18 protein-coding genes are annotated in these 19,236 nt (G+C 69.9%); 11 read left to right on the forward strand and 7 right to left on the reverse strand.

Annotation, left to right across the window (positions count from 1 at the left end; genetic code table 11):
- Nucleotides 1–83: 83 nt before the first annotated feature.
- The 6 genes from P3102_RS33100 to P3102_RS33125 all read left to right on the forward strand — a co-directional run bounded on the left by P3102_RS33100 (nucleotide 84) and on the right by P3102_RS33125 (nucleotide 6,614).
- Nucleotides 84–1,583 carry a glutamate-cysteine ligase family protein gene (locus P3102_RS33100; RefSeq protein ID WP_276364596.1) on the forward strand — a complete coding sequence of 500 codons (1,500 nt, stop codon included), beginning with the start codon at nucleotides 84–86 and terminating at the stop codon, nucleotides 1,581–1,583.
- 24 nt (nucleotides 1,584–1,607) lie between these two features.
- Complete coding sequence (locus tag P3102_RS33105; RefSeq protein ID WP_276364597.1) at nucleotides 1,608–2,192, forward strand: TetR/AcrR family transcriptional regulator; 585 nt, start codon at nucleotides 1,608–1,610, stop codon at nucleotides 2,190–2,192.
- 83 nt (nucleotides 2,193–2,275) lie between these two features.
- Nucleotides 2,276–2,944, forward strand: a complete 669-nt coding sequence (locus P3102_RS33110) for a biliverdin-producing heme oxygenase (RefSeq protein WP_276364598.1) — start codon at nucleotides 2,276–2,278, stop codon at nucleotides 2,942–2,944.
- A gap of 482 nt (nucleotides 2,945–3,426) precedes the next feature.
- Nucleotides 3,427–4,050 carry a superoxide dismutase gene (locus tag P3102_RS33115; RefSeq protein ID WP_037317970.1) on the forward strand — a complete coding sequence of 208 codons (624 nt, stop codon included), beginning with the start codon at nucleotides 3,427–3,429 and terminating at the stop codon, nucleotides 4,048–4,050.
- Nucleotides 4,051–4,515: 465 nt separating this feature from the next.
- The gene (locus P3102_RS33120) at nucleotides 4,516–5,505 is read left to right on the forward strand and encodes a hypothetical protein (protein WP_276364599.1); all 990 of its coding nucleotides are present in this window, start codon (nucleotides 4,516–4,518) and stop codon (nucleotides 5,503–5,505) included.
- A 92-nt stretch (nucleotides 5,506–5,597) separates the two neighbouring features.
- Nucleotides 5,598–6,614, forward strand: coding sequence for a hypothetical protein (locus P3102_RS33125; protein ID WP_276364600.1), 1,017 nt, complete (start codon nucleotides 5,598–5,600; stop codon nucleotides 6,612–6,614).
- Here P3102_RS33125 and P3102_RS33130 read toward each other — a convergent pair.
- The 3 genes from P3102_RS33130 to P3102_RS33140 all read right to left on the reverse strand — a co-directional run bounded on the left by P3102_RS33130 (nucleotide 6,611) and on the right by P3102_RS33140 (nucleotide 10,088).
- A complete protein-coding gene (locus tag P3102_RS33130) occupies nucleotides 6,611–7,870 on the reverse strand; it encodes an MFS transporter (RefSeq protein ID WP_276364601.1) in 1,260 nt (419 codons plus the stop codon). The two genes, P3102_RS33125 and P3102_RS33130, sit on opposite strands and share 4 nt — an antisense overlap.
- Before the next feature lie 107 nt (nucleotides 7,871–7,977).
- Complete coding sequence (locus tag P3102_RS33135; protein WP_276364602.1) at nucleotides 7,978–8,409, reverse strand: MarR family transcriptional regulator; 432 nt, start codon at nucleotides 8,407–8,409, stop codon at nucleotides 7,978–7,980.
- A 221-nt stretch (nucleotides 8,410–8,630) separates the two neighbouring features.
- On the reverse strand, nucleotides 8,631–10,088 hold the full coding sequence (locus tag P3102_RS33140) for an NCS2 family permease (protein WP_276364603.1): 1,458 nt from the start codon (nucleotides 10,086–10,088) through the stop codon (nucleotides 8,631–8,633).
- Between the two features lie 80 nt (nucleotides 10,089–10,168).
- On the opposite strand from P3102_RS33140, the gene P3102_RS33145 reads away from it, so the two are divergent.
- The gene (locus tag P3102_RS33145; RefSeq protein ID WP_276371465.1) at nucleotides 10,169–10,396 is read left to right on the forward strand and encodes a DUF2530 domain-containing protein; all 228 of its coding nucleotides are present in this window, start codon (nucleotides 10,169–10,171) and stop codon (nucleotides 10,394–10,396) included.
- A 72-nt stretch (nucleotides 10,397–10,468) separates the two neighbouring features.
- On the opposite strand, the gene P3102_RS33150 is transcribed toward P3102_RS33145, so the two are convergent.
- A complete protein-coding gene (locus P3102_RS33150) occupies nucleotides 10,469–13,276 on the reverse strand; it encodes a molecular chaperone Hsp90 (protein ID WP_276364604.1) in 2,808 nt (935 codons plus the stop codon).
- Nucleotides 13,266–14,312, reverse strand: coding sequence for a DUF3027 domain-containing protein (locus P3102_RS33155; RefSeq protein ID WP_276364605.1), 1,047 nt, complete (start codon nucleotides 14,310–14,312; stop codon nucleotides 13,266–13,268). Before P3102_RS33155 ends, P3102_RS33150 begins: the two co-directional genes overlap by 11 nt.
- Nucleotides 14,313–14,361: 49 nt before the next feature.
- Here P3102_RS33155 and P3102_RS33160 point away from each other — a divergent pair, with 49 nt between their 5' ends.
- The 3 genes from P3102_RS33160 to P3102_RS33170 are packed head-to-tail and all read left to right on the forward strand — an operon-like array spanning nucleotide 14,362 to nucleotide 17,625.
- Entirely contained in the window at nucleotides 14,362–15,132 is a 771-nt protein-coding gene (locus P3102_RS33160) for a glutaminyl-peptide cyclotransferase (protein ID WP_276364606.1), read from the forward strand.
- A 51-nt stretch (nucleotides 15,133–15,183) separates the two neighbouring features.
- Entirely contained in the window at nucleotides 15,184–17,133 is a 1,950-nt protein-coding gene (locus P3102_RS33165) for an MFS transporter (RefSeq protein ID WP_276364607.1), read from the forward strand.
- A 9-nt stretch (nucleotides 17,134–17,142) separates the two neighbouring features.
- Nucleotides 17,143–17,625, forward strand: coding sequence for a DUF2771 family protein (locus tag P3102_RS33170; protein ID WP_276364608.1), 483 nt, complete (start codon nucleotides 17,143–17,145; stop codon nucleotides 17,623–17,625).
- Between the two features lie 227 nt (nucleotides 17,626–17,852).
- Here the strand turns inward: P3102_RS33170 and P3102_RS33175 are convergent, their stop codons facing one another.
- A complete protein-coding gene (locus tag P3102_RS33175) occupies nucleotides 17,853–18,239 on the reverse strand; it encodes a cold-shock protein (RefSeq protein WP_016337551.1) in 387 nt (128 codons plus the stop codon).
- Nucleotides 18,240–18,361: 122 nt separating this feature from the next.
- Between P3102_RS33175 and P3102_RS33180 the strand changes: the two genes are divergently transcribed.
- Complete coding sequence (locus tag P3102_RS33180; protein ID WP_276364609.1) at nucleotides 18,362–18,607, forward strand: hypothetical protein; 246 nt, start codon at nucleotides 18,362–18,364, stop codon at nucleotides 18,605–18,607.
- Here the strand turns inward: P3102_RS33180 and P3102_RS33185 are convergent.
- The gene (locus P3102_RS33185) at nucleotides 18,543–19,196 is read right to left on the reverse strand and encodes an HAD family hydrolase (RefSeq protein WP_276364610.1); all 654 of its coding nucleotides are present in this window, start codon (nucleotides 19,194–19,196) and stop codon (nucleotides 18,543–18,545) included. The two genes, P3102_RS33180 and P3102_RS33185, sit on opposite strands and share 65 nt — an antisense overlap.
- Nucleotides 19,197–19,236: the final 40 nt, after the last annotated feature.

Consider the following 19,236-nt stretch of genomic DNA (forward strand, 5'->3'; position numbering starts at 1 on the left):
GACAGCGAGGCGTGAAACCGTTGGGCCGCCTGGCAGTCCCGCCTGGATCCCGCGGAGCGTGGCCAATGAGGAGTTCGACGAACATGGGTAAGAAGCTTTCGGCGGACCCCTGCGAACCGCAGGATCGCGGACGTTATCGCCGGAAGGTCCAGCGCTGTCTCGACACCTTGGCCAGAATGCTCACCGATGGCAGTTTTTCCTTCCCCCGCAAGAATATCGGGCTCGAAGTGGAACTCAACCTGGTGGACGCGGAGCTGCGCCCGTCGATGACGAACACGACGGTGCTCGAGGCGCTGAACGACCCGTCGTTCACCACCGAACTCGGTCAGCACAACCTGGAGCTCAACGTGCCGCCGCGGCCGCTGGCCGGCGAGTCCGCGCTGCAACTGGAGGACGACCTCCACGCGTATCTGGGCGCCGCCTCGCGCAAGGCCGAGGAATCCGGCGCCTCGCTGGCGATGATCGGCATCCTCCCGACGCTGCGGCACGAGCATTTCGATCAGAAGTGGCTCACCAACAACGCGCGGTATTCGCTGCTCAACGACCGGATCTTCGCCGCGCGCGGTGAGCGCACCGTGCTCTCGATGGAGGGGGCGCCGCTGCCCGGCAGGCAGCCCGAGCGGCTGCGCAGTTACTCGGAATCGATCCTCCCCGAGGCCGCCTGCACCTCCGTCCAGCTGCATCTGCAGGTGGCGCCGGAGGAGTTCGCGGCGCACTGGAACGCGGCACAGGCACTGGCGGGCGTCCAGATCGCGGTGGGCGCGAATTCGCCGTTCCTGCTCGGCAAGGCGCTCTGGCACGAGACGCGGATCCCACTGTTCCTGCAGGCCACGGACACCCGGCCAGAGGAGCTGAAGAACCAGGGCGTGCGGCCGAGGGTGTGGTTCGGCGAGCGGTGGATCACCTCGATCTTCGACCTGTTCGAGGAGAACGTCCGGTACTTCCCCGGCCTGCTGCCCGAGACCGACCGCGAGGATCCGATCGAGGCGCTCGACTCCGGGCAGGCCCCGAAACTCACCGAACTGCGGATGCACAACGGCACCGTCTGGCGCTGGAACCGGCCGGTCTACGACGTCGTCGACGGCCTGCCGCATCTGCGGGTGGAGAACCGCGTGCTGCCCGCGGGCCCGACCGTCGTCGACATGGTCGCCAACGCCGCCTTCTTCTACGGCGCGCAACGGGCCCTCGCCGAGGCCGACCGTCCAGTGTGGACACAGATGTCGTTCCAGGCGGCCGAGGAGAACATGTACGCGGGGGCGCGCCGGGGTTTCGACGCGCAGCTCTACTGGCCGGGTATCGGCTGGATCCCGCCGGACGAGCTGGTGCTGCGGGTCCTGTTGCCGCTGGCGCACGAGGGACTACGCCGATCGGATGTTTCGGACCAGGCGAGAGAGCGTTATCTGGGCATCATCGAGCAGCGCTGCCTCACCCGGCGGACCGGCGCGGCGTGGCAGCGGGAGTACGTCCTGCGCGCGGAGGAGCGCGGCGCCGAGCGGGAAACCGCGCTGAACCGGATGTTGGGCCGGTACCTGGAGCTGTCGGCCACCGAGACGCCGGTGCACACCTGGTCGCTGGAGGCTTAGAGTCATCTCCCAGGGAGGTGGCTCGTGCCCAAGATCATCGGCCGGTCGCTGGAGGAGCACCGGCGCGAGGTCCGCAGCAGGGTGTTCGACGTCCTGCGCGGGCAGCTGTACGAGCGCGGCTTCGACGCGATCACGCTCGCGGGTGTCGCCGCCGAAGCGGGCCTCGGCCGGACGGCGATGTACAACCACTTCCCGGACAAGGAAAGCCTGCTGGTCGCCTTCGTCGAGGATGAGGCGACGCGGTACGTCGAACGGTTGAAGGCGGCCGTCGCGACGGCCAACACCCCGGTCGCGAAGCTTGCGACGTTCGTCCGCCTGCAACTACGGGTGCTGGCCGAGTACCACCTGCCGCCGGGGACGGCGCTCGCGTCGGCGCTGGCGCCCGCCGCGTACCGGCGGATCAGCGCGCACGCCGATCCCATCACCGGCCAGCTTCGCGAGATCCTCGCCGAGGGCGTCCCGGAAGAGGACCCCGACGTGCTGATCCCGATGATCACCGCCGCGCTCGGCAGCCGCCAGGTCGTCGACGTGCCTCCCGAACGGCTGGACGACGCGATCGAGGGAGCGGTCCGGTTCGTGCTCAGAGCGGTCGGGATGACGGAGGACTGAGGAAAATTAGGGTAGCCTAACTCGTAGTTGTGCCTTACGCTCTTTCTGACAGCATGTCAGATCGATGCTTGGAGGCTCTGTCCATGCCGGTGACCACCGACGTCGAATCCGGGCCGTTCTCCGCGACCCTGCGCGCCTCCACCTTGCCCGCCCACGAGCGGGCCAACCATTCCGAGTACATGAACGCGCTGCTCGGCGGCGAACTCTCGCTCGAGGGGTACACCCGGCTGGCGATCCAGTACTACTTCATCTACCAGGCCATCGAGCGGTCCGCCGACAAGCTGGCGACGGATCCGGTGGCGGGCAGGTTCGTCTTCGAGGAACTGCGGCGGGTGCCGAGCCTCGAACGCGACCTCGAACACCTCGTCGGCCCGGACTGGCGGGAGACCGTCCGCCCGCTGCCCTCGACCGAGCGGTACGCGCGGCGCGTCGCCGAGGCGTCGGACTGGTCCGGCGGGTTCGTCGCCCACCACTACACGCGCTACCTCGGCGACATCGCCGGCGGCCAGATCATCCGGCGGCTGCTGGAGCGCAAGTACGAGCTCAGCGAGGCGGGCTCGTTGTTCTACCACTTCGACCAGCTGGGCAGCGCCCCCAAGTTCCGGGACGACTACCGCGAACGGCTGAACTCGGCGCCGTGGAACGAGGACGAGCGCGCGCGGCTGATCGAAGAGGCGATCGTGGCCTTCGAGTGCAACATCGCGGTGTTCGACGAGCTGGCGAGCGAGCTGGACGCGTACCGGGCCGTTTGACCTGCCGCGCGAAAGGACAATCGGAGCCGACTGCGTCTCGGCGCTGTGCGCGGGTGGCGGTTTCGGGTGACTGGATGGACGACACACGTGATCAGGCGGACGACTCGCGGCGGAACCCGACCGTGCGCGCGCCGTCCATCCAGTCACGCGTGTCCGCCTGATCACGCGCGCCGTCCGTCTGATCACGCGAAACCTGGCGCCGCGGGCGGTGAAACACCCCGCCAGGACCACCTGCACGGTGGTTTCCGCGGCCTTGGCGGTCGGGCTGCCCTACCTGCCTCGATGATCGCCGTCACATCGCCTTGACCTCCAGCTGACTGGAGCTAGCAAAGTGAGGTTCCAGGCGGCGGTTCCTACAGGTACAGCCGCCGCGAACGGGTCGTTCCACCTGGGGGGAAACGCGGCGCCCCCGGTCGCCGCGAACGGGTGAAGACGACTAAGTTCGTCCTTGGAAACCTGTGTCGAAGACAGAAGGAGGGCCGATGGCCCGCTACGTGCTCCCCGATCTCGACTATGACTACAGCGCTCTGGCGCCGCACATCTCCGGTGAGATCAACGAGCTGCACCACAGCAAGCACCACGCGACCTACGTCAAGGGCGCGAATGACACGCTCGACAAGATCGCCGAGGCCCGCGAAGCCGGCAACTTCGGCGACATCGTCGGCCTGCAGACCACGCTGGCGTTCCACCTCGCCGGGCACGCCAACCACGTCGTGTGGTGGAAGATCCTCTCCCCGGAAGGCGGCGACAAGCCGACCGGCGAGCTGGCCTCCGCGATCGACGAGGCGTTCGGCTCCTTCGACAAGTTCAAGGCGCAGTTCACCGCGGTCGCCACCACGATCCAGGGCAACGGCTGGGCCGCGCTCTCCTGGGACCCGATCGGCAAGACGCTGATCACCCAGCAGCTGCGCGACCACCACAACAACCTGGTCCTGCCGACCACGCCGATCCTGCTGGTCGACGTCTGGGAGCACGCGTTCTACCTGGACTACAAGAACGTGAAGCCGAAGTACGTCGAGGCCCTGTGGAACATCTTCAACTGGGCCGAGATCTCCAAGCGGTTCGACAACGCCGTCGCCGGTGGCAACGGCCTGCTGCTCGGCTGACCTCTCGCCACGACACGGGGCTCTCCCAGCCGGGAGGGCCCCGTTTTTCGATGGCCACCGCAAGGTTTCGAACTCGCCCGGGTGCCGGGACGACCTTGACCGGATCACCGGGGTCCTCGACCATGAACCCGCCGGAATGAACGAAGCCCCGCCGCCGGGGGTGACCCGGTTGCGGGGCTTCGTCCGTTCCCGAACTGACTGCCGCTCCCACCACGAAGCGGACTTGCATGAGGTTAGCCTAACCTCATCTGCTCCGGCAAGAGGTACGGTCGAGAGACGCCGATCTCACTCTTCCGGGTGATGGCAGCCTGGGGAAGGACGTCGAAGCGGGGCTCTCGGACGAGGTCGCGACGGAGCTCACGCGCTGGGCGGCGAGCTGCGGGAGGCGCTGGGGCCGCCTCCCCCGGCCAGGTGGATGTGACCGTTTCGAGTCGCCGACCGGCGCTGATCCGCTAGCGTGCGCGCGTGACCAGATGGGGTGTCAAAAGTTTCCTGGCGATCGTGATCGCCGGGCTCTGCGCGGGGTGCATGACGAAGGCCGGCACCTACGAGGAAGGGCTCGGGCCGAAAGGACTGCCCAAGGAGTGGCCGACGGCGAACGGCCGTCCGCTGCGCCCGGTGCCGATGCCGTCCGGGGAGTTCCTGCTGGCGCTGCCGCGGGAGACCACGGCCCAGGTGCTGTGCCAGGCGACCCCGGCGGAGCGCTGGAAGGAGCTGATGGGCGGCGATGTCGCGCGCGAGGTGGAGCACGGCGAATCGTGCCACGCCGTCGGCATGGACAGCTGGGTGCGGATCTCCTTGAACCGGACCGCCGTGGCCGGCTCGACCGGGCTGGGCACCCGCAAGGAGGTGACCGTCGCGGGGCGCCCGGCGACGGTCGTCCTGGGCGGCTCACCGTCCCTTGTGGAGGTCAAGCCGTCCGGCACCGATGCGCACGTGCTGCGGATCGAGACCGGCTGGACCCGCGTCCCGCCGCGCGACGATCAGGGCGAAGGCAGGCTGCTCGGGCTGGCCGAGTCGGTACTCGCCGGCGCTTTCGGCCCCGGCCCGAAACTGCCCGCCGCGGACGAACGCGACGTCATCGAACGGAAGACCGTCGAGCCGGGCGCGGGTATCCTCGACGCCTCGCTGCCCGAGATCTCGTGGAAACTGTGCACGGGGATCCAGCGCGCGCTGGGCCTCCCCGCCGCGGCCACGGAGCCGTACTCCGACGGGAAATGCACGGCCACCGCGACGGACGACTCGCCCATCCGGGTCGAACACGCCGTCCTCCGGACGGAGCCGCGAGGTGAGCCGGTGGCGGGCCGCCCGGCTTCGGAGAGCGGCGGGCAGTTGAGCGTCCTGTTGACGGACAACGGTTCCGGACAAGGGCTGCGGTTCTCGTGGCGGGATCGTTCGGAGGCGGAGCTGCGGGAGCTGGCGGGGAAGCTCTTGCCGCCGCTGCTGGGCGGTTGACCGGCGATCCGGGCGGCGGCGGATGCTCCGCGTTCACCCATCGGGTCGGCGGTTCTCCGGACAGCGGGCGGCCGACGAGCTAGCTTCTCCTCGTGGCCACCCCGAACGACTACCGCGCCATCGCGCGCAGGACCGACCGTCCGATGTGGATCTGGGCGGGCTGCGCGCTGACCGGTGTCCTGCTGTTGTTCGGGGTGGGGATCGTCGTCGCCATCACGCTCCTGAACGAAAGCAGCGAGGAGCCCGAGGCCGAGTTGCCCGCGGTCTGGCCGTCCAAGTCCGGGCAGGCGCTCCGCCCGGTACCGATGCCGACGGGTGAGATGATCGCCGCGCTGACGGACGAAACCGGCGCGCAGGTGCTGTGCCAGGCGATCCCGGAGCGGCGCTGGGAGGAGCTTCTCGGCGGCCGCACGCTGCGGGAGGCGGGAACCGCCTGCCACGCGGTCACCACGAAACTCGACGTCAGCGCGCAGATGATCCCCGCGCTGCCCGAGGACACGAGCCGGGGCGTGCCCGTGAAGACCACGGTCGCCGGCAAGCTCGCGGTCGTCGCCACGGACAAGGACGGCACCAGCCTGAGCGTCGAACTCGTCGAGGTCGCGCCGCACCACGGCGCCTCGCCGGTGCTGCACGTGACGCTTCGCAGCAGAATCGTCGAGAGCCCCGAAACCGAGCAGAAGGCGAGGGCACTCGCCGAGGCGCTCATCGCCGGTGCGACACCGCCTGGGCCGAAGTTGCCGAAAATCGGCGAAGACGGCGAGATCGCCTGGGAGAAGACCGAGCCCGGCCCGATCGAGGACCGGCCGCTCCCGGTGATCTCGTGGCTGCTGTGCGGAGAACTCGGCCGCGCGCTCGGCGTGTCCGCAGACAAGGCGAAACCGACCTTCTTCGCCGCGTGCGAGCTGAACGGCGTGATCGCGGACTACAGCGAACGGTCCGCCGCCGTCGCCCCGACCACGACCATCGCGGGGCTCCCCGCTCAGGTCGACGGGCGGGGCGTCGTCGTGCAGCTCACCGCCGATCCGGTGGGGCAGACGCTGAAGTTCAAGGGCACCGGCGATCTCCCGGCGCTCGCCGAGAAGACGGTGCCGCCGCTGCTCGGTCGTTAGACCTGTTCCCGCTTCAGCACCCGCAGTCCGTTCCCGAACCGCCGCACCGGCAGGCGCACCCCGCCGCGCCGGATCAGCACGACGGCGCAGACCACCGCGGCGACCGCCGAGACCGCGCCGCCGATGTAGAACGGCGAGCGGCCGCCGAAGGCGTCGGCCAGCCAACCGGTCATCGGGCCGCCGATGGGGTTGCCGCCGATCAGGACCAGCACGTACAGGCCCATCACGCGGCCGCGCATCTGCGGGCCGACCGCGGTCTGCACCAGCGCGTTCGCCGTGTTCAGGAAGGTGATCGTGGCGAAGCCGAGCGGGATCAGCGCGAGGCCGAAGGCCAGGTACGTCGGCATGAACCCGGTGAGCACCTCGAACGCGCCGAGCAGGAACGCCGAGAGCAGCAGCAACCGCACGCGAGGGCCGCCACGGGTGTTGCGGCGGGCCGACATCAGCGCGCCGGTGAAGGTGCCGACAGCGACCAGTGTCGACAGCAGGCCGTAGCCGTCGGCGTCGGTGTGGAAGACGTTCGCGGCCACGATCGGCAACGAGGTGAAGTACGTGATGCCGAACGTGCTCACGAAGAACACCAGCACCATCACGGTCACCAGGTCACTGCGCCGCCGGACGTACCGCAGCCCCTCGACGAGCTGCCCCTTCTCGCGCGGGATGGCCGGGCCGCGGAAGAGCTTGGCCGGGTTCATCATCACCAGCGCGGCGATGACGGCGCCCGTGCTCACCGCGTTCGCCATGAACAGCCAGCCGGTGCCGACCCAGGTGATCGCGAAGCCCGCGATGGCCGGGCCGACGATGCGGGCCATGTTGAAGATCGACGAGTTGAGCGCGACGGCGTTGGTGACCTTGTCCCTGCCGACCATCTCGGCGACGAACGACTGCCGGGCGGGTACCTCCAGCGACGCCGTCACGCCGAGGGTGAAGCAGAGGAGGTAGACGTGCCAGAGCGCCGCGACCCCGCTCAGATCGAGGGCGCCGAGAACGACCGCCTGCGCCAGCACGGCGATCTGGATGCCGATCAGCAGCCGCCGCTTGTCGACGCGGTCGGCCAGCACCCCGGCCCACAACGAGAGGAACAGCGTCGGCACGAACTGCAGGGCGACCGCGACGCCGAGCGCGATCGGGTCGTTGCCGCTGAGGGTGAACACCAGCCAGTCCTGTGCGATGCGCTGCATCCAGGTGCCGATGTTCGAGATGACCTGGCCGGTGAAGAACAGCCGGTAGTTACGGACCTTCAGCGAGGAGAACATGCTCCCGCGCGGCTTCTCGCGCGCGGGCGACGGAGGCGGAGCGGGTTCCCGGGTAACGGTGGTCTTGGAAGGACACTGTGTTTCGTTACCCGTGGTCGTCACCGCTGTTAGTTCCCCGCCATCCTGTCGATGATCTCGGCGGCGCGAGAGAGCACTTCGCGTTCTTCGGCGCTCAACTCCGCCAATTGCTTGTCCAGCCAGATCTCCCGCGCGGTGATCTGCTCGATCACGTAGGCCCGGCCGCGATCGGACAACTCGACGATGGCCTGACGGCCGTCGGTCGGATGCGGCCTGCGCTCGACGTAACCCATCTCCTCGAGCGCGGCGATCACCCTCGTCATCGAGGGCGGCTGGACGCCTTCCTTCGCGGCGAGCTGGCCAGGGGTCAGCGCACCGCATTTGTGCAGCGTCGACAACGCGGAAACCTGGGTCAGCGAGATGCCGTCACCGACCCGCTGGGCCCGCAGCCGTCGATTGAGCCGCACCACCGCGAGACGCAGGCGGCTCGCCAATGAGCGCTCGTGCGTGTCTCCGGACATATAGTTAGCTTACCTCACGATCGGATCGACGGCCCGTGAGATCGCCCACGGCCGACCTGACCAGCAGGTATGGTCTCACGAAGGGCGCTCGGCGCCCGGCTGGGACTTCACCGATCGCGCCTCTTTCGGCCGAAGGCCACACGAATGCGGTAGCGGGGCACCTGCTCGCGAAGGCGACGTCCTCACCGGACGGCCCCGCTGACGTGTTCGGGTCAGCGCGATCAAGTAAACGCGGCCTGGATCGGCCCGACCGCGAAGTAGGCCACGAACATCAGCGCGATGCCCCACATCAGCGGGTGCACGCCTTTCGCCTTTCCGGTGACCGCGCGGATGACGACGTAGCTGACGAAGCCGGCGCCGATGCCGTTCGCGATCGAGTAGGTGAACGGCATGATCACGATGGTCAGGAACGCGGGCAGCGCGATGGTGAAGTCGGCGAAGTCGATCTCCTTGACCTGGCTCATCATCAGCGCGCCGACGACGACGAGCGCCGGAGCGGCGGCCTCGACCGGGACGACCTGGTAGAGCGGGGTCAGGAACATGGCCGCGATGAAGAGCACGCCGGTGACCACGTTCGCCAGCCCGGTCCGGGCGCCCTCGGCGATACCGGACGCGGACTCGACGAAGACGGTGTTCGAACTGGACGACGCGAAGCCACCCGCCACCGCGGCGGTGCCGTCGACGAACAGGGCCTTGCCGACGTTCGGGAGTTTGCCGTCCGGCGGCAGCAGGTCGCCTTCCTTCGCCAGGCCGGTCATCGAACCCATGGTGTCGAAGAAATCCGCCAGCACCAGCGTGAACACCAGCAGCACGACGGTGATGATCGGCAGCCTCGTCCAGGCACCGAAGGAGATGTCGCCGACCAGCGAGAGGTCCGGCAGGCCGAGGACCTGATCCGGCAGCGCCGGGTAGCCGAGGTTCCAGCCCAGCGGGTCGACACCCTTCGACGGGCCGACCCCGGTGATCGCCTCGACGACGATCGCCAGCACGGTCGAGGCGAGCACACCGATCAGGATCGCGCCCTTGACCCGCTTCGCCACCAGGATGCCGGTGACCAGCAGGCCGACCACGAACACCAGCGTCGGCCACGAAGCGATCGACCCGTTGATGCCCAGCCCGACCGGCACGGTGGTCTTCGCGTCGTCCGGGACGCGGCGGACGAATCCGGCGTCGACCAGGCCGATCAGGCAGATGAACAGGCCGATGCCGACCGCGATCGCGGATTTCAGCGGCGGCGGCACGGCGTTGAACACCGCCGTCCGGATGCCCGCGAACACCAGCAGGACGATGACCAGGCCTTCGATCACCACCAGGCCCATCGCCTCGGGCCAGGTCATCTGGGCGGCGAAGGTGACCGCGATCAGGCTGTTGATGCCGAGGCCGGTGGCGATGGCGAACGGATAGTTCGCGACCAGCCCCATGACGATGGTCAGCACCCCGGCGACCAGCGCGGTCACCGCGGCGACCTGGGGGACGGGGAGGATGTTGCCGAGGACGTCCTTGTGCGCGCCCGCGTCTTCGGCGGAGAAGCTGCCGAGGATCAGCGGGTTGAGGACGACGATGTAGGCCATCGTGAAGAAGGTGACGATCCCGCCGCGGATCTCCCGCCCCGGTGTCGAGCCGCGCTCGCTGATCTTGAAGAACCGGTCCAGTGTGGACCGGGTGCGCTGCTCCGCCATCGCGTACCACCCTTCGCCCGTTGCCGGGTACCCTTGCCCACGTGGGCGATTCGATCAATGCCGGGAAAGTGAACGGCTCCTTGCGGCCGACGCCGGAGCTGCCGAAGCGGCTGACCGACCTGACGCCGGTCGTGATCGTAGGTACCTCGCTCTGGGCGGTCGCGACCGTGGTCCTGTTCTTTGTGACCGACGGCATCTGGGTGCAGACGGCGTGCTCCGGCGTCGTGCTCGGCTTCGTCGGGCTCGCGATCATCGCCTGGCAGCGCGCCGCCGCCCGCCGGGGCTCGAAGAGCGCCCAACGCTTCTGAATTCCCCCGCAATTCGTCACCTGCCTGCGATGGGTGCGGAGCGCACTCATCGCAAGCAGGTGACGAATTGCGTCAGTTGAGCAGGGCCGAAGGCGAGGGGTCCTCGAGCAGGGCCGTGAGGACGTGGCGGTCGGCCCACCGGTCGGTGGCCCAGGCGAAGGCGCGGCCGAGGCCTTCGGGGGTGTCTGCGGCGTGCAGCGTGCCGTCGGACCACCAGGCGACTTCGTGCTCGGCGTCTTCGAAGGTCACCGTCAGCGACTCGTGCAGCAGCACGCCGCCGTCGGGCAGTTCGACGCCCAGCTGATCGGCGGCCAGCCGGAGCGCGGAAAGCTCCGTCCACGGCACGTACTCGCCGCCTTCGGTGACCTTGGCGTCCAGCCCGCTCGCCACCGGCAGGTCGAGCAGTTCCGCCAGCGCGGCGGCGCCGCTCGCCGAGACGACCATCCGCTCCGGCTTCAGCACGGCGGCGAACCACGGCACGTCCAGCACGACGGCGTTCCCGGCGGCGACGGCCGAACCGTCGGCGGCCCGGACGCGATCCGGCGGCGTGACGTCCACTGTGTACTCGGCGAGTGCGGCGTGCGCCAGGGAAGCCAGGCCGGGGCGCACCTCGCGCTCGGGATCGCCCAGCCGCTCCAGGAGATCTTCGACGTCTTCGGCGTCCGTTCCCAGCTCTGTGCGCACCCCGGCGGCGAGCAGGATTTCCCTGCTCAGCCCCGAATCCGGGACGACGTCGTAGAGCCCGGCCAGCGCGGCGGCCTCCGGCATCCGCCAATCGAGCGGCGCGTGCCCGTCCAGCAGCGCGTACCGCGCGAGCCACCAGCCGGTGTGCCCGCCGGGTTCGGTGAGGGCACGCCAGGTCTCGGGGCGGGACGCGAGCAAGCGCAGCGCCTCCGGCCAGACGTCGTCGCCGACGAGGTCGAGATCGCGCACGGCGAGCACCCGCGACGGCGGCCGCTCCCGCGAATCCCACCAGTCGTGCTCGTCGGGCAGGCCGTGCTCGGGTTCCAGCGGCTCGTCGTCGGTGACGATCGCGAAGGAATCGAGTACGCCGACCGCGACGAGCGTGCTCGCCGGCCAGTCCTCGGCGAATTCCTCGTCCAGTACGGACAAGGCGCCGTCTTCCTCGAACACCTCGGGGTCGAAGAGGTCACCCAGCGGCGAGGTGGGCAGGACGAGTTCGTCCGCGCGCCGCCAGCCGTCCTCGCTCGGCAACGCCAGCGCGCCCGCCCATTCGGGCGCTTCGTCGCCGACTTCGGCGATCAGTCGGAGCACCGCGCCGGCGAGCGCCGTACCGTCCAAACCGGACCGGACGTCTTCGACGCTGCGCTCGACGGCGGCGCTCAACGCGTCGGCTTCGAGCAGGTCACTCGCCTCGGCGTGCTTGGCGCCCAAGCGTTCCAGCAACGGATGCGCGGCGGCCGGATGTACGAGCCGCAGGCCGATGATGTCCACATCGGACAGGAGTTCGAGCAGTTCCGCCGAGCCACCGACGAGCAACGCGTCGCGGACGCCGGGCAACGTGCGGCCGTCCGACATCGGCACCGGCAAGGCGCCGAGGTCGTCCTTGGCGAGGTCGTGGGCTTCGAGGGCCGGGAGCAGCACGTCGTAGAGCGAGCGCCACCACGAGGGCTCGCGCTGGACCCCGGTCAGCAGCTCGACGGCCTCGGCGGGCGACAGCGACCGCGCACCCACGGCGCGAAGGTCCACCCCGGACAAAGAAAGCAGTCCGGGCACGACATCGGCCAGCAACGGCGCCAATCCCGGCACGTCCACCGACAGGACACGCGCCCGACGCCCCGGCAATTCGTCACCTGCTTGCGCGGGAAGCCAGGGCGAGTCGGTGAGGTTTTCGAGGATGGCTTCCCGCAGCGTTCCGTCCACGGTGGAACGCGGGAAGCCCCCACCGGGCACGAGCGACAGGCGTTCCTCGGCGGGCAAGGAACGGACGAGAGAGACGTACTCCCGCGCGGCGTTCTTCAGCGCCGCGGTCAGCTCCGGCCCCGGCAGCGCGCGACGGCGTGACGGCTCGATGGGCAGCGTCGCGATCAGCCTCGCGGGCAGGGAAAGCTCGTCATCGGTGGGGGTCGGCGCGTGCAGCACGTCTTCGCCGAGCGGTCGCGGCGAACCGGCTCCGTCCAGCGGGACGGCCCAGACGACGTCGCCGCGATGGACCTGCCAGTGCTCGGACCCTTCCGGCGACGAGAGCGCGACGACACCGTCACCGAGATCGGACCGGCGCCAGACACCGCCCTCGACCTCGATGGTCTCCAGCCAGGACAAGGTGAGCAGGAGGTCGCCGATGTCGTTCTTCAGTTCCGCCAGCACCGCTCGACCGTCGACGCCCTCGCGCAGCGGCAATCGGACCTCGGTGGTGAAACCTTCGGGCACGGGAGGTTCGTCGTCCGCGACCGGCCACGGAAGCCGGAGCACGGGAACCTCGCCGGTGCGGCCGGCTTCGGCCCGCGTGCGTGCCGCGGAGAACGCGACCCCACCGGTCGCGGAAACGATCCGCGGCTCGGCGGAAACGGTGAGCACGGCGGCGAACCCGACGCCGAACCGGCCGACGGTCTCCTCCCCCTTGCCGGAAGCACGAAGGGAGGCAAGGGATTCGACACCGCGCGCGTCCAGCGGCGCGCCCGTGTTGGCGAACCTCAGCTCACCGTCCACAAAGGACACCCGGAGTGTGCCGCGGGCACCGGCGGCCAAGGCCGCGTCGGCGGCGTTCTGCGCCAGTTCGACGAACAGCCGGTCACGGTAGCCGCCGACGCGCAGGTCGTTCTCGGTGTTCGTGTCCTCGGTGAACCGTGTCGGCGAATCGGCCCACGCGCGCAGGACGGCGGCGCGCAGCCGCTCGGTGCCGAACGGGTCAGTGCTCACTGGCGCTTTCGGCTTCGACCTGCGCTTCGTCGGCGGTGTCCTGCTCGACGGCCTCCGGCTCGACCTCCGGCTGGACCTCGGCGGTCTCGGGCACCTCGGCGACCGGGGCCTCGGACTCGTCGACGACCGTGGCCTCGGCGGGCTCGGGCCCAGTGGTTTCCGGCCCAGTGGTTTCCGGCTCAGTGGCGTCGGACTCGGTGGCGTTGGACTCGGTGGCGTCGGACTCGGTGGCGTCGGACTCGGTGGCGTCGGACTCGGTGGCGTCGGTGGCCGCTTCCGGCATCGGCTCGAAGTCCATCAGCGAGTCGTCGTAGACCAGTTCCGCCACCGGCACCGACGAGGTGACCTCGACCTCGATCTCGGAGTGCGCGCCGCAGCCGTACTCGACGTCGACGACGTGGCCGTCCGCCGGGGAGATGTCGTTGGTGCACGCGCCGAAGGCCGCGCTGAGCGACCCCGCGAGCGGCACGAAGAAGCCGCAGCTCCCGCAGACGTCCGGCGCGCTGCGCGCCATGTCCGACCGCGGGCCGAACTCGCCGCTGTGCCAGCGGGCGGCGGCGTCGAGCCTGCCGTGCCGGGACAGCACGTGGACCCGGCCGAGGCCGGCCTCCTTGGCGACCGCTTCGACCGCGGGGTCGTCGGACTGCAGGTACGCCGGGGCGAGCCGCGGGTCGTCCTTCTCCGCCGGGAAGATGTCGCCGACGCCGAGGTCACCCGCCTGGACGCGGCGATCCCACGGCACCCACGCCGGGGCGACGCGCGCTTCCGGGCCGGGGATCAGCACGACCTCGCTGACCGTGATCGGCTCTTCCTCACCGGCGAGCGCGACCGTGACCGACCAGCGCCAACCGCGATAACCCGACACGGTCGCCTCGAACAGATGGCTCGCGGAGACCGCGTCCTCGGAGTTCACGCCGACGTGCGCGCCGACCTGTTCGGCACCGGCGTCCTCCAGCACCGCGGCGCGGGCGAGCTCGACCGCCTCGGCGAGTTTGCGCTGGATGGAGCCGTCGTCCAGGGTCAACAGCAGGGTCATGCCCCCATTCTGCCGCACGCGATCTCGCGGTCCGTGTCAGGCTGTCCGCGTGCGCACGCCGATGACCATGTCGCTCCTGCTGGCCGCCGTCCTCGGTGGCTGCGCCGCCGCGCCGGCGAGCGACGCCGCCCCGCCCGCACCCGAGCAGCTCGAGGTGCGGGTGCTCTCGTCCCTGCCGCACGATCCGGCCGCCTTCACCCAGGGCCTCGAGTTCTCCGGCGAGACGCTGTACGAGGGCACCGGCCTGGTCGGCAAGTCGTCGATGCGGGCCGGGCCCGCGGGCGCGGCGCCGAAGGTCCGCCGGGAGCTGCCCGGCCTGTTCGGCGAGGGCATCACCGTGCTCGGGCCGACGGTCTGGCAGATCACCTGGCAGGACGGCGTCGCGATCGAACGCGACGCCAAGACGCTGGCCGAACTCAGGCGGGTGAACTACTCCGGCGAGGGCTGGGGCCTCTGCCACCGCGAGGGCACCGGGCAGCTGGTGATGAGCGACGGCTCGGCGAGGCTGACCTTCCGCGACCCCGTGACCTTCGCGCCGACGGGCGGCGTCGACGTCGGACGTGACCGGCTGAACGAGCTGGAATGCGTCGGGGACTCGGTGTACGCGAACGTCTGGCAGACGGACCGGATCCTACGGATCGACGCCGCGACCGGGCGGGTCACCGGTGAGGTCGACGCCTCAGGGCTGCTCGGGCAGGCCGAGCGGGGCTCCGCCGACGTCCTCAACGGCATCGCGGCGGTGCCCGGAACCGACGAGTTCGTGCTCACCGGCAAGCTCTGGCCCAGGATGTTCCGCGTGAAATTCGTCCCTGCCGCCTAGAAAGCAGTGGTGAACGCGCGAAGCGGGTCTCGCTTAAGGCAGGATTGCAGGGTGGGAATCTTCGGCTCGAACTCTGGACGCGACGGCACGCCTTCCGGCAAGCCGGGCAAGGAGCGTGGCCGCAAGAGCAAGCGGAAGTGGACGCCGGAGCCCGGCGCCGCCCAGGCGCGCAACTGGTCCGCGCCGCCGCCGACGAAGGTCGACCAGCAGCCGGTCCCGCCCGCTCCGCCGCGCGCGGCCCGTCCCCAGCCGCAGCACCACCCCCACCACCGGCCGCATCCGGCCGGACCGACCGCGGACGAGGCGCGCACCAGCGCGATCCCGATGGGTCACCACCAGCCACCGCCCCCACCCCCACCACCACCGCCGCGGACGCCTCCCCGTGGCGCTCGGCCGTATCCGGATCCCTCGCAGCGGCAGACCGAACCCGTCCGGCCTCGTCCGGGCGGGTTCTACGACGACCACCCGCCGGGCAGCGGCGAGTACGAGCACTACGACACCGGTGGTTACGCGGGCGAGCCGCGCTACGCCGAGGGGCCGCCGCAGGAACACCCGACGACCGCGGTCCCGCCGCGGGCGGGCCCCCTGCCGAAGATGCCGAAGAAGATCACGGTCACCCGGGTCGCGGCGATGCGCAGCCGTCAGCTCACCGGACAGGCCGTCGGCGCGTTCCAGCGCGCCACGAAGGCGGACGGCGCCGACAAGTCGGGCCTGACTTCGCTGACGTACGCGGTGATGTTGAACTACGCCAGCGACGCGGCGATGGCGATCGCGCTGGCCAACACCTTGTTCTTCGCCGCCACCAGCGGGGAGAGCAAGGGCAAGGTCGCGCTCTACCTGCTCATCACGATCGCCCCGTTCGCGCTGGTCGCGCCGGTGATCGGCCCGGCGCTGGACAAGATCCAGCGCGGCCGCCGGCTCGCCATGTGCGTGTCTTCGGCCGGTCAGGCGCTGATGGCGATCGTGATGGCACTGCACTTCGACGACTGGCTCCTGTACCCGGCGGCACTGGGCATGATGGTGCTTTCGAAGTCGTTCACCGTGCTCAAGGCCGCGGTCACCCCACGGGTGCTGCCGCCCGAGATCACCCTGTCGAAGACGAACGCGCGGCTCACCGTGTTCGGCCTGATCGCCGCCGGCGCGTTCGGTGCGCTGGCGAGCGGGGTCAACGCGATCTGGGGCTCGCAGGGCGCGCTGTGGTTCACCATGCTGATCTGCGTCGCGGCCGCGGTGCAGTCGATGCGCATCCCGTCCTGGGTCGAAAAGACCGAAGGCGAAGTGCCTGCTTCGCTGTCCGCGCACCCCGAACGGCGGGTCAAGAAACAGCGGCAGCCGATGGGACGGCAGATCGTCGTCTCGTTGTGGGGCAACGGCACCGTCCGCGTGCTGACCGGGTTCCTGATGATGTTCTCCGCGTTCGCGGTGAAGGCGCAGGCCGAGGGCAGCGGGCAGAGCCCGTTCGACCAGTTGCTGCTGCTCGGCATCATCGGCGCCGCGGCCGGTGCCGGTGGTTTCCTGGGCAACGCGCTCGGCTCCCGGCTGCACTTCGGCAAACCTGATCAGGTGATCCTGGCCTGTGTCGGAGCCTGTCTGGGCATCGCGGTCGTCGCCACCGTGGCGGCCGGGCTGGCGACGGCGGCGATCGTCGCGCTCGTCGGCGCGACCGCGAGCGCGCTGGCGAAGATCAGCCTCGACGCCGTCATCCAGGAAGACCTGCCGGAAGAGTCGCGCGCGTCGGCGTTCGGCCGGTCGGAGACCGTGCTGCAGATGTCCTGGTGCTTCGGCGGTGCCGTCGGCCTGCTGCTGCCGCCGACGTACTGGATCGGCTTCCTGGTGCTTTCGATCCTGCTGGCGGTCGGCTTCACGCAGACGTTCCTGGTCCGGCGCGGCACTTCGCTGATCCCGGGACTCGGCGGTGACCGGCCGCTGCGGCCGGAGCCGACCAGCGAATCGCCGATCCCCTCGCGGGCCGGTGACTCCCGGTGGCGGCCGGACTCGTAATCTGCACGTATGCGGCGACTTCGTAGTTTGGCCCTGCTCGCGGCGGGTGGTCTCGTGGTGGCCGGTTGTTCGGCCCCGGGCCCCGAAGAGGTGACCTTCTTCGCCGACGGCAAGACGGTGAACGTCGCCCCGCTGGCGTCCTGCGACATCAAGAGCGCCCAGTGCACGACCAAACCCGACGCCGCCGGCAAGCTGCGCGTCCGGCCGGGGAAGCCGGTGCAGATCTCCGTGCCGAGCGCGATCGCGGAAACGCCGTGGAAGGTCACGGTGCAGTACGTGAACGGCAAGGGCGAGCCGCAGGAACTCAAGCAGGACATCATCACGTCGCTGGACCGGTTCGCCCACACCGTGACGACACCCCGGCCCGACGACCAGATCCTCGTCGTCGAGGTCGCGCAGGCTTCGGTGATCAGCCGGACCGGACGTCCGGAGGACGCCGAGGCGGTCACGACGGCGATCTGGTCGCTGCAGATCGAGCCGCCTGCCGCCTGAGGGAGCAAGGGACCTTTGCTATCGCGCGGGCGGGGCTTTCACGCGCTGTCGTGGTGGCGGCGGGGCCTCTGTGTGCCTACCTCGAACGTAGTGAGGCCTCCTGACTCCGATCACGCTTCAGAGCCCAGCAGAGGCACCCAACGCACCGTGAACGCCATGAAAGGTCCTTTCCTTGCGAATTTTGCAAGGAAAGGACCTTTCATGGCGCTTGCCGGAGACGGCGCCGATCAGGGATCGAGGTCCCGGGCGACGGCGCGCATGATCTCGGCGATCTGCTTGGTGTTCTTGCGGTCCGGGTAGCGGTTGCGCCGCAGGTCCGGCTGCACCTTGAGCTCGAGCAGCTTGATCATGTCCTCGATGAGCCCGTGCAGCTCCTCGGCGGGACGGCGGCGCGCCTCGGCGACCGAGGGCGGCGGGTCCAGCAGCCGGACGGAGAGCGCTTGCGGCCCGCGGCGGCCGTCGGCGACACCGAACTCGAGGCGCTGCCCGGCCTTGAGTCCTTCGACGCCCTGTGGCAGCGCGGCTTTGCGGATGTAGACGTCGGCGCCCCCATCCTGGGTGACGAAACCGAAACCCTTCTCCGCGTCGTACCACTTGACCTTGCCGGTCGGCACTTCCCTCACCAATCCTTTGCTGTCCCGCTCACAACGAACGCGCCCGGGGGCGTACCCAGGGCGCGCGTCCCTCAAGCGTATCTCGACACAGGCCCGGTGGAGAAGCGGATACCCTCTGCTTCATGGAGACCGCAGTAAAGGAGGCCGCTGTGGCCGTGCCCGAAAAGCCCGGCAAACCGATCCTGATGCGGGTGGGCATCGGCCTGTTCGCCCTCGGCATGATCGCCGTCACAGCGGTGTTCGTCCTGTTCGCCGCCGGACTGGAGAACCTGCCGGTGTGGCTGTCCGCCGCGGCGGGTGTCGTCACTCCGCTGGGGCTGGCCCTCGGCCTGATCGCCCTGGTTCGCGAGGCTCGCCGAAAGAGCTGAACCAGCCGGGGAATTCGGTCAGCGAGTCGAACACCACGTCGGCTCCTTCCGCGAGCAATTCGTCCTTGGTGCACGGGCCCGTCGTGACCCCGATCGGGACGGCGCCCGCCGCCAGCGCGCCGCGGATGTCGCCGAGGTGGTCCCCGACGTAGACGCGGGCGCCGTGCTCGGTGAGCGCGGCGGCCTTCTCCGTCGACCACAGCTCTCCGACCAGGACGTCGACCTCGAACCCGAGGGCGTCCAGGTGGAGTTTCGCGTTGGGGCCGTATTTGCCGGTGACGACGACCGTGCGCCCGCCCGCCTCGCGGACCGCGTGCAGTGCTTCGGCCGCTCCCGGCAGCGCGACCGTCACCGGCACGACGGTCTCCGGGTACATCGCGCGGAACCGGGTCACCAGCTCCGGGATGCGTTCCTCCGGCGCCCCGAAGCCGCGCAGGCTGTCGTCGAGCGGCGGGCCGAGGTTGGCCGCGAAGAACTCGCCGTCCAGCGGCAGGCCGGATTCCACGCCGAGCGCGTTCATCACCGCGACCATGCCCGGCCGCGGATCGATCAAGGTCATGTCGAGGTCGAACCCCACCGTGATGCCCACCCGATCACGGTAGCCGCCACCACGACCGATTTACACCGGA

Origin of the sequence: Amycolatopsis sp. QT-25, assembly GCF_029369745.1 — a bacterium.
In the GTDB taxonomy this organism is placed as follows: Bacteria; Actinomycetota; Actinomycetes; order Mycobacteriales; family Pseudonocardiaceae; genus Amycolatopsis.